The sequence below is a fragment of the Aestuariivirga sp. genome (assembly GCF_044239095.1).
In the GTDB taxonomy this organism is placed as follows: Bacteria; Pseudomonadota; Alphaproteobacteria; order Rhizobiales; family Aestuariivirgaceae; genus Aestuariivirga.
This window is the reverse complement of record NZ_JBIICB010000189.1, coordinates 1-8,523: the sequence shown is the minus strand read 5'-3', so window position 1 is coordinate 8,523 and position 8,523 is coordinate 1. Positions and strand designations below refer to the sequence as shown.

Genomic DNA, 8,523 nt, shown 5'->3' with positions numbered 1-8,523 from the left:
TGCGCCGGCGCCTATGTGATCGCGGCAGGCGCAACCGTCACGCGGGACCTGTTCGTCGCCTTCTTCCAGCCCAAGGCGGGCGAGCAACTGCAGAAGACCTTCGCCCGCGTGGTGATGCTGATCCTGGTCGCCGCCGCGGCGGTCACCGCCACCTTCTTTCATGACGGCGCAGTGGCGATCGGTTCCGCCACGCTGACGTTGGCCATCCAGTTGCTGCCGGCCTATCTTGCGGTCACCTGGGTGCCGTGGTTCACAAGGCAGGGCGTGCAGGCGGGTCTCGTCGTCGGCGCGCTCGTCGCCATCTTCGCGGATCCGCTGGGGCAGGCCATCGCCATGCAGAACCTGCCCTGGGGCTTCTGGCCCTGGACGATCCACGCCGCCGTTTGGGGACTCGCCGCCAATTTCGCCATCTGCCTCATCGGCTCTGCTGCATCCCAATCTGAGGATGAGCGCAAGCGCCACGCCGCCTTCCATGTGCTCTATGCCAGCAGCGCGCCACCGGTTGGACGCCGCCTCGCCGGGGCGGCATGGGTTGCCACCATGCTCTGGGCCTTCCTGGCGCTGGGCCCCGGCGCCACCATCGGCAATTATCTCTTCGGCGAGCCTTCGGCCCAATGGGCGCTGGACATCCCCTCGATCTGGGGCTGGCAGCTCATCTGGTGGGTGGCGGGCGTGCTGCTGGTGTGGTTCCTCAGCTATGGGCTGAGGCTCTCGCACAATGGCAGGGCGGCTTCAGGCTCCACTTCGCCCCTTGCCAAACCACGCGACACTGCGGCCTAAGCGGGGAACCCTTTCAGGATGTCTCACATGATCGATCAACAGTGGCGCAAGAAGCTCGAGAACAATCAAGGCTGGTGGGAGCGGCTTGAGCAGCAGAACTCAGCATCCGGCGCGCGCGTCACCCGCAACACCGGCGAGATCCGCCTTTATGCCTTCACCTGCGGCTGGATGACGGCCGACCTTAAGATGATGCTGGGCCGCGCCCACGGAAAGATCCGCTTTCCCGTGCCCTGCTACCTGATCGACCACCCCAAGGGCCGCATCCTGTTCGACACAGGGCTGCACCCGGATTGCCAGCACGATCCCGAAACCCGATTGGGCGGCATTGCCAAGCATTTCCATGTGCACTACCGCCGCGGCGAAGAGGTGGAAGCGCGGCTCATGCAACTCGGTATCGAGCCCAGGGACATCGACTTCGTCATCAACTCGCACCTCCATTTCGACCACACCGGTGGCAATCTGCTGGTGCCCAATGCGCGCATCGTTATCCAGCGGCGCGAGTGGGAAGCGGGCAAGATGCCGGAGCTGATCCACGCCAACGCCTATGACAAGCGCGACTACGACCTGGGCCATCTCGTGATGCAGGTCGAGGGCGCGCATGACCTCTTCGGCGACGGCACCATCGTCACCATTCCCACCTTCGGCCACACGCCCGGTCATCAGTCTCTGAAAGTAAAGCTCGGCACGGGAGACGTCATCCTCGCGGCGGATGCCTGCTATCTCCGCCAGTCGCTGGAGGAGTTGCACCTGCCAAAGCTCGTCTTCGACCGCGCCCAGATGCTCGATTCCATGCTGCTGCTCCGCCGCCTGCAGGCCGCAGGTGCCCGCATCTTCTATGGTCACGATCCGGAATTCTGGAAGCAGGTGCCGCAGGCGCCGCTCATGATCCGCTGACACCCGACACAGGAGCCCGGTACAATGCGCATCAGAGCCGCCAAGCTGACAGAGATGGGGCGGCAGCCCCCCTACCGCACCTCGCGCCCCCTCGAGATCGTCGAGGTGGAGCTGAAGGAGCCGGGCCCCGGCGAACTGCGCGTGAAGATCAAGGCCGCGGGCCTCTGCCACTCCGACCTCTCCGTCATCGACGGCAGCCGGCCGCGCGTCATGCCCATGGTTTTGGGCCATGAGGCGGCGGGCATCGTCGATGCGCTGGGCGATGGCGTCGAGGGCCTCAGCATCGGCGACCATGTGGTGCTGATCTTCATGCCCAGCTGCGGCCACTGCCTGCCCTGCGCCACGGGCAGGCCAGCACTCTGCGAGCCCGGTGCCAAATCCAACGCCGCAGGCACGCTGCTGCGCGGCGCGCACCGCATCGAAGGCGATGGCGAAGTGCTCAACCACCATCTCGGCGTCTCCGCTTTCTCAAGCCATGCCATTGTCTCGCAGGAATCCTGCGTCAAGATCGGAAAAGACATTCCCTTCGAATATGCCGCCCTCTTCGGCTGCGCGGTGCTGACAGGCGTGGGTGCCGTAGTCAACACCGCACGCATTCCGCCGGGCAGCAGCGTGGCGGTGGCAGGCCTCGGCGGCGTGGGCCTGAGCGCGCTCCTCGGCGCGAGGCTCGCGGGCGCGCGCCAGATCATCGCGGTCGATCTCTCGGCCGAAAAGCTCGCCTTCGCGCGCACGCTGGGGGCCACCGACACGGTGGACGCCAGCGCACCCGATGCGGTGAAGCAGATCCGCGATCTCTCCGGTGGCGGGGTTGAGTATTTCTTCGAGATGGCCGGCAGCGTGAAGGCCCTCGAGATGGCCTATCTCGCCACTGCCCGCGGCGGCACAACGGTCACGGCCGGCTTGCCCCACCCCGACCACAAGCTGAAGCTGCAAGCCGTAAGCCTCACGGCGGAAGAACGCACGCTGAAGGGCTCCTATATCGGCTCTTGCGTGCCCAAGCGCGACCTGCCGCACTACGTCTCGCTGTTCCGCTCTGGCCAGTTGCCGGTGGACAAGCTCCTCACCCACAAGCTCACGCTGGACGAGATCAACGAAGGCTTCGACCGCATGCGCGAGGGCCAGGGTATCCGGCAGATCGTGATGTTCGATTAAGCGGCAAGCTCACGAAGCGCGAGACGCAGCGCCTCCGGCAGGGGAACCGGGCGGCGCGTCTCCCGGTCCACGGAGACGTGCACGAAGCGGCCTACAGCTGCCGCAAGGTCAGACCCCTTGCGAAACACGCCCAGACCGTAGGTCACCGAGGACGTGCCAATCCTGTCGGCGCGCAGTCCGATGTCAATCGGCTCCGGATAGGTGACACTCTCAAAATAGCTGCAGCCGGTCTCGGCCACGAGACTGACAACCGGGCTGCGCTCCAGATCGAGAAGCCCCTTGTGGATGAGCCAGTTATTCACCGCAGTATCGAACCAGGAATAATAGACGGCATTGTTCACGTGGCCGTAGACGTCATTATCTTCCCAGCGGGTCTGGATTTCGAGAAAATGCCGCCACTCGCTGCGGTGCTGAGGTCGTGGCTTCACATCAGCCATGGCGTTTCCATCTTTGCGTGGCTCTCAGGCCGTCAGTTGCGGTCCGTTCTTACAACGAACACAGGCGGGGGAGATAGATTTCATCATACCGCCCTGACCGGCGCGCGATAGCCGCGAAAGCGGCGTTGAAATCGAGCCGAAATTTGTTCATGCTATGTTCCAATAGTCATCTGACCCATTCACCGGACAAGACTGCGCATGAAAACCCTCATCATCGTTGAAAAGCCCAGCCAGGCGCGGGATCTCAGGGCAGCCATCGGAAGCCGTTTCGGGGAAATCCTCCCCGCCGAGGGCCATCTCATCCGCCTTGCCGAGCCTGACGAGGTCAATGCAGCGTGGAAACGCTGGTCTTGCGACCTGCTGAAGCCCGACGGGCTTTATCCGACCCGGGCGGCACGCGAGAAGACCAAGTCTGCCAAGCTCAAGGCGATTGCCGCGGCACTGAAGGGCTGTGACGGCGTCATCCTCGCCACGGATTGCGACCGCGAAGGGCAGCTGATCGGGCAGGAGATCCTTGAGCACCTGCGCTATCGCGGGCCAGTGAGGCGCGCGCTCTTCACCGCGCAGGATCCCAAGACCCTCCGGCAGGCCTTCGAGCGGCTGAAGCCCAACGCCGAAATGCAGCCTCTCTATCAGGCAGCCGTGGCGCGGCAACAGGCGGACCAGATCTTCAATCTCTCCCTCACCCGCACGGCGACCAAGACCCTGCTCGCACCGCAGGCGCGTGGAGTGATCGGCATCGGGCGGGTGAAGACGCCGACTCTCGCCATCGTCTGCATGCGGGAGCTTGAGATTCTGAACTTCAAGCCGGAAGACTATTTCGAGGTCGAAGCGACCGCCACGGTTGCCGCTGGAAATTTCCGGATGCGGCATGCACCGCCCGAGGCCAGGCGCATCAAGGATCGGGAACGGGCGGAGGCGATCGCCAGGGCTGCGGCCGGCTTCGAGGGACCCATTACACTCAAGGTCGAGGACAAGCGGCGCGCACCGCCGAAGCTCTTCGATCTTCCGGCGCTCCAGAAACATTGTAGCCAGCGCTGGGGCTGGACGGCTGACAGGACGCTCTTTGTCGCCCAGGAACTCTATGACGGTGACGGAAAGAAGCTCATCACCTATCCGCGTGCCGAGGCCCGTTATCTGTCGGAGAACCAGATCGCCGATGTTCCGGCCATCGTGTCCGCACTCCTGAAGGTCAGGGGCTTTGCGGGGCTCGAGATCGGCGAGCCCGTCATCCGCAGAGGTAAGTCTGGCACCTTCTCGGACAAGGCGCTGGAGGGCGTTGCCCACCATGCCATCATCCCCAACGTGAACGTGCTCGACGGCATGGACGCCCGCGTTGCACGGCTCTCGGAGGACGAGAAGAAACTCTTCGCCGTGATCTGCCGCTCCTACTTGGCGGCCATCATGCCGGACTATGAATACCGTCACACCGTCGTGACGCTCGACGTGCCCGTGCCGGGCGATGGTCAGGTTAGTTTCCGGGCGACGGGGCATGTTCCCTTGCGGCTCGGCTGGAAGGCTGTGTTCGGCACCAATTCGGCTGACACAGAAGATGGGGCAGATGGTGCCGAAACGCTTCCTCAGATGAAGAACGGCGAGAACGCAACCCTCACCGAACCGCAGGTTAAAGCGTGCACCACCGAGCCCCCTCCCCGCTACAACGAAGGCACCCTGATCGACGCGATGCAGAATGCCTGGAAGTTCGTTTCTGATCCTGCGCTGCGCGATCGCCTGAAGGAGGCCAAGGGCATCGGCACGCCGGCAACCCGAGCGGAGATCATCAAGGGTCTCAAAGCCCAGAACCTCCTCGCGGCATCAGGAAAGCTGGTCGTGCCCACGCCCTCCGGCCTCAAGCTCTATGAACTTCTCGCGAAGGCGGCGCCGAGCCTGGTCGATCCCGGCACCACGGCACAATGGGAAATGCGCCTCGATGAGGTGGTACTCGGAGAGAGCGACTTCCGTGCCGTGATTGATGGCATCGCAAGCAGTGCCGCCGATCTGATCTCCCGCCTGACGCAGCAGACGGGCATCAAGGTGGACCTCGCTCCTGCGGCACAAAGAACAAGGGCAGGCAGAAGCCGGGGGTCGCCAGCGAGCGCGGCAGTCCCGATGCGTAAGCGAACACGCGGACATGCGCGCGGGAAGAATTCCGATGGTCCGGGCAAGATTGGCATCGACCCCCCTCTCCACGAGAAGATCGAAACCGGAAGACAGCGATCTGTATCAGTACAGGAAAATGCCAGAAGACCCACGCCACGCATGATCGCTTTCGCTCGTGCCATTGCCAAGCAGAAAGCCATCGATTTGCCCCGGGGATGCGAGCAGAGATTCGACACATGCCGCACATTCCTGGCACAGAACGCCGGTGACAGCGGGAGAAAACCCGGGCCACCGGGGCATTGAGCAAGACAGAAGATGGGCGTCTCTGTCTTGCTCATCGCATGCAGTCTGTGAACATCTCGAGGTGGGAGTATCTGGACTGAGTATTGCGGTCGAGAGCTATTGGAACGTGGCCAAGACCACGCGCCGCCTCCACCCCGGCGCGGTCATTTCCGTCATGCACGCCGCACACCTTGCGCAACATCTCTTTCTTGCTCCCGGGCGCCATCTGCATCTCGGCTTTCACGATGTTGAAAAGCCGCAGGCAGGAAAAGCGCTCCCCACCCGCGATCAGATCGCCTCAATGATCGCGTTTGCGGATAAGCATCGGAAGCCGGGTGCGCGGCATCTGCTGATCCACTGCATGGCAGGGGTCAGCCGTTCTCCAGCCGCCGCCTACATCCTGGCCATTTCTGTCCGGAAGTAAGATCGCGTTCGGTCAGCCGCGCAATTTTTTCAGGCGGCACCATTTGCAAGTCCCCACATGCTGATGATCCACCATGCAGATCAACTCGGAGGATGGAACGGCATCATGGTTGCAGCGATGCGCACGGCACGAGGGTCTCAGAGAACAGTGGATCGCAAGCAGAACGGCAGAGTTCTGTAGAGGCCAGTTGTCTCACCGCGCAGAGCGATGGATGCGGTGCCCCTGCGAGGGATCATCCAGTATTCCGTACAATCTGCAGAAAACCATGTACCGGAGCAGATGCCGACAGTGACGCCCACATTCGGCATCTTCAACGGCGATGAGAGTCTTGGAAAGCGGGATCATGTTGAATTCAATGAAGGATCATGGTCAAGTATCCTGTGATTTGTAGTAACAAAAATGCAGTACTTATATTCAACGCAGTGGAGTTTCGGCTTGCAGCATGCAATCCAAGGACGCCCTGCCAGCTTGTTCCCTCAAGAAGAAGGATCGAAAATGAAGCTGTATAACGCCCGGTCATTTGTAATCGTTCTTGGACTTCTCACCACTGCACAGCAGGCATGGGCAGCAGATGCCGCGAAAACTGAAACCCTTGATGACCTTGCCGCTTACATCAGTCTCGGGCACCTGAGCGGGGAGGCACATGAACTCGTCTACAATCCTGACGGTAGCAAGCTGAGTGAACTCATCTGGGACATGGATCATGCACTCGTCGTGAACGGGGGGCTGAGCTGGCAAGCAGCCGAACGCCTCAAGTTTTATGGAAACGTCTCTTTGGGTCTCGCCGCAGACAATTACATGGATGACTACGACTGGGAGTTTTCTCCCCCACCAGCTGAGCCCAATCTTCACTCATGGCACCATGATACTGAACTGGATCATTACTATTCGGTAGATCTTGGCCTTGGATATCTGTTGCATAAGAATGGGACAAATGACGTCTCGCTCCTCGGCGGGTTCAAGCATACCAGCATCAAGTGGACAGCTCTGGGCGGCTGTTACAACTACGATGGGGATGAGGGATGCTTCAATGATGGCGACAAGGTAATCTCTTACCAGCTTTCACTCCCGGCAGCATACCTGGGCCTTGGCTATCTTGGTAATCTCGATCGATGGACACTGTCCCTTGAAGGCCGGGGCGGTATGACGCTGTCGATGGCAAAGGGAGATGATGATCACTGGCTGAGAGACATCAACTTTGTGGATGAACTCGAACCGGAACCTTACATCGCCCTGAATGGCAAGGCCGCCTATGCACTGACCGGCAAGGCGGATCTTGTCGGGTCAGTAGCTTACGACAAGTTTTTCAGGATGAAAGGCGAGACCACGACCACTGACAAAAATTCGGAAGAAGTCACCCAATCAGGCTATGACTCGGGTGGCGCTGACCTGTACACGCTGAATATTGCAGTTGGTGTGAACTATCGCTTCTAGAGAAGAAGTAATGACAATGCCGGGAACATGCGCCGGCCGCTTGCACATACTTGGTGAACATGAAACCATCCTTCGCTCACAGAATATCAATCACGGCAGGGCCTGAGGCCTAACTGTCCGCCCAAAGGGCAAGGCCACACTGGCATTGGTGGGGATGGTGAGTGTGATTGCCACCGCATTGTCAAATGTCACCAGCTTCCCGGCGTCGGAGAGCGCAAGGGTATAGGCCGTGCCGGTCTGGGCATTTTCCGGGACGAAGGTGACGGTGTCTTAGACCTGCGCGGTGGTGGCGAGCTGGTTGGTGTCCGCATAGGCCGCGGCACTCGGGGCAGTTGGGGTTCCGGTGAGGGCGGGCGAGGCCAGCGGTGCCTTTCCGTCAAGCGCCGTCTGGAGCCTGCTCACATCCGCGACGGCATGGCCGTGCGAGCTATTTGCCTTCCCGCTCAGGGGCCGTCTGCGTCGCCGTGGAGATGGGCTTGGCGGCATCCGACGTCTTGTCGACGCCCCCGAGGCCCACGTCCGCCTTGGCCAACGTTACGGTGCCAATCTTGCCAGCAACCGCGCGGACGGGTCCCACCTCGAGCACAGTGTCCGTGCCGTCGCTCTTCCTGAGGTATAGCTTACCGTCGAAGGTGTTGACGGCAAGCTCGCCGAGTTCAAGGTCGGGGACGGCGGGAGCCTTTCCAGCCACCGCGGAACGCTTCAGTCTGACGCCCGTACTGGCCTCTTTTCAGTTGTCATGGAGGCAGAGTGGCGAAGTTGCCACCCGTCAGAAGGTGCCGCCATCGATGGTTCTGCCGGTAATGGCGACGTTGCAAGCATCATGAATGGCAAGCGAGAGCGCTATCTGGGAGCAATGAGGGGAAAAAGTCACCCAAATCAGAAATTATCTAATGATTTCAATGGATAATGGCGGAAGAGGAGGGATTCGAACCCTCGATACGCTTTCACGTATGCACGCGTTCCAGGCGTGTGCCTTAAACCACTCGGCCACCCTTCCTTTGGTGGTGGCCCGAATAT

Annotated in this window: 9 protein-coding genes and 1 tRNA gene; 6 read left to right on the top strand and 4 right to left on the bottom strand. The window is 61.2% G+C overall.

Annotated elements, in window-relative coordinates:
• The 3 genes from ACILRA_RS15700 to ACILRA_RS15690 form a co-directional block, all read left to right on the top strand.
• A partial coding sequence (locus ACILRA_RS15700; protein WP_395663018.1) for a hypothetical protein occupies nt 1-780 on the top strand: 780 nt, incomplete at its 5' end.
• Between the two features lie 27 nt (nt 781-807).
• Nucleotides 808-1,674 (top strand): N-acyl homoserine lactonase family protein, encoded by an 867-nt coding sequence (locus ACILRA_RS15695; protein ID WP_395663017.1) that lies wholly within the window; start codon nt 808-810, stop codon nt 1,672-1,674.
• A gap of 24 nt (nt 1,675-1,698) precedes the next feature.
• Nucleotides 1,699-2,826: a zinc-dependent alcohol dehydrogenase family protein gene (locus ACILRA_RS15690; protein ID WP_395663016.1), complete on the top strand. Its 1,128-nt coding sequence runs from the start codon at nt 1,699-1,701 to the stop codon at nt 2,824-2,826.
• Here the strand turns inward: ACILRA_RS15690 and ACILRA_RS15685 are convergent.
• Nucleotides 2,823-3,263 (bottom strand): acyl-CoA thioesterase, encoded by a 441-nt coding sequence (locus ACILRA_RS15685; RefSeq protein WP_395663015.1) that lies wholly within the window; start codon nt 3,261-3,263, stop codon nt 2,823-2,825. The genes ACILRA_RS15690 and ACILRA_RS15685 overlap by 4 nt on opposite strands.
• Before the next feature lie 198 nt (nt 3,264-3,461).
• On the opposite strand from ACILRA_RS15685, the gene ACILRA_RS15680 reads away from it, so the two are divergent.
• From ACILRA_RS15680 to ACILRA_RS15670, 3 genes are all read left to right on the top strand, one after another.
• Nucleotides 3,462-5,666, top strand: coding sequence for a DNA topoisomerase (locus tag ACILRA_RS15680; protein ID WP_395663014.1), 2,205 nt, complete (start codon nt 3,462-3,464; stop codon nt 5,664-5,666).
• 106 nt (nt 5,667-5,772) lie between these two features.
• The gene (locus ACILRA_RS15675; RefSeq protein ID WP_395663013.1) at nt 5,773-6,069 is read left to right on the top strand and encodes a hypothetical protein; all 297 of its coding nucleotides are present in this window, start codon (nt 5,773-5,775) and stop codon (nt 6,067-6,069) included.
• Nucleotides 6,070-6,564: 495 nt separating this feature from the next.
• Nucleotides 6,565-7,503, top strand: coding sequence for an omptin family outer membrane protease (locus tag ACILRA_RS15670; protein ID WP_395663012.1), 939 nt, complete (start codon nt 6,565-6,567; stop codon nt 7,501-7,503).
• Nucleotides 7,504-7,773: 270 nt separating this feature from the next.
• Here the strand turns inward: ACILRA_RS15670 and ACILRA_RS15665 are convergent, their stop codons facing one another.
• The 3 genes from ACILRA_RS15665 to ACILRA_RS15655 form a co-directional block, all read right to left on the bottom strand.
• Nucleotides 7,774-7,905 carry a hypothetical protein gene (locus tag ACILRA_RS15665; RefSeq protein WP_395663011.1) on the bottom strand — a complete coding sequence of 44 codons (132 nt, stop codon included), beginning with the start codon at nt 7,903-7,905 and terminating at the stop codon, nt 7,774-7,776.
• Nucleotides 7,906-7,930: 25 nt separating this feature from the next.
• Complete coding sequence (locus ACILRA_RS15660; protein WP_395663010.1) at nt 7,931-8,194, bottom strand: hypothetical protein; 264 nt, start codon at nt 8,192-8,194, stop codon at nt 7,931-7,933.
• 219 nt (nt 8,195-8,413) lie between these two features.
• Nucleotides 8,414-8,503 (bottom strand) — tRNA-Ser (locus ACILRA_RS15655).
• Nucleotides 8,504-8,523: the final 20 nt, after the last annotated feature.

Excerpts from the sequence above, each read along its gene's own strand:
- ACILRA_RS15695 (WP_395663017.1), top strand. The coding sequence starts at position 808 with ATGATCGATCAACAGTGGCGCAAGAAGCTCGAGAACAATCAAGGCTGG.
- ACILRA_RS15690 (WP_395663016.1), top strand. The coding sequence starts at position 1,699 with ATGCGCATCAGAGCCGCCAAGCTGACAGAGATGGGGCGGCAGCCCCCC.
- ACILRA_RS15685 (WP_395663015.1), bottom strand. The coding sequence starts at position 3,263 with ATGGCTGATGTGAAGCCACGACCTCAGCACCGCAGCGAGTGGCGGCAT.
- ACILRA_RS15680 (WP_395663014.1), top strand. The coding sequence starts at position 3,462 with ATGAAAACCCTCATCATCGTTGAAAAGCCCAGCCAGGCGCGGGATCTC.
- ACILRA_RS15670 (WP_395663012.1), top strand. The coding sequence starts at position 6,565 with ATGAAGCTGTATAACGCCCGGTCATTTGTAATCGTTCTTGGACTTCTC.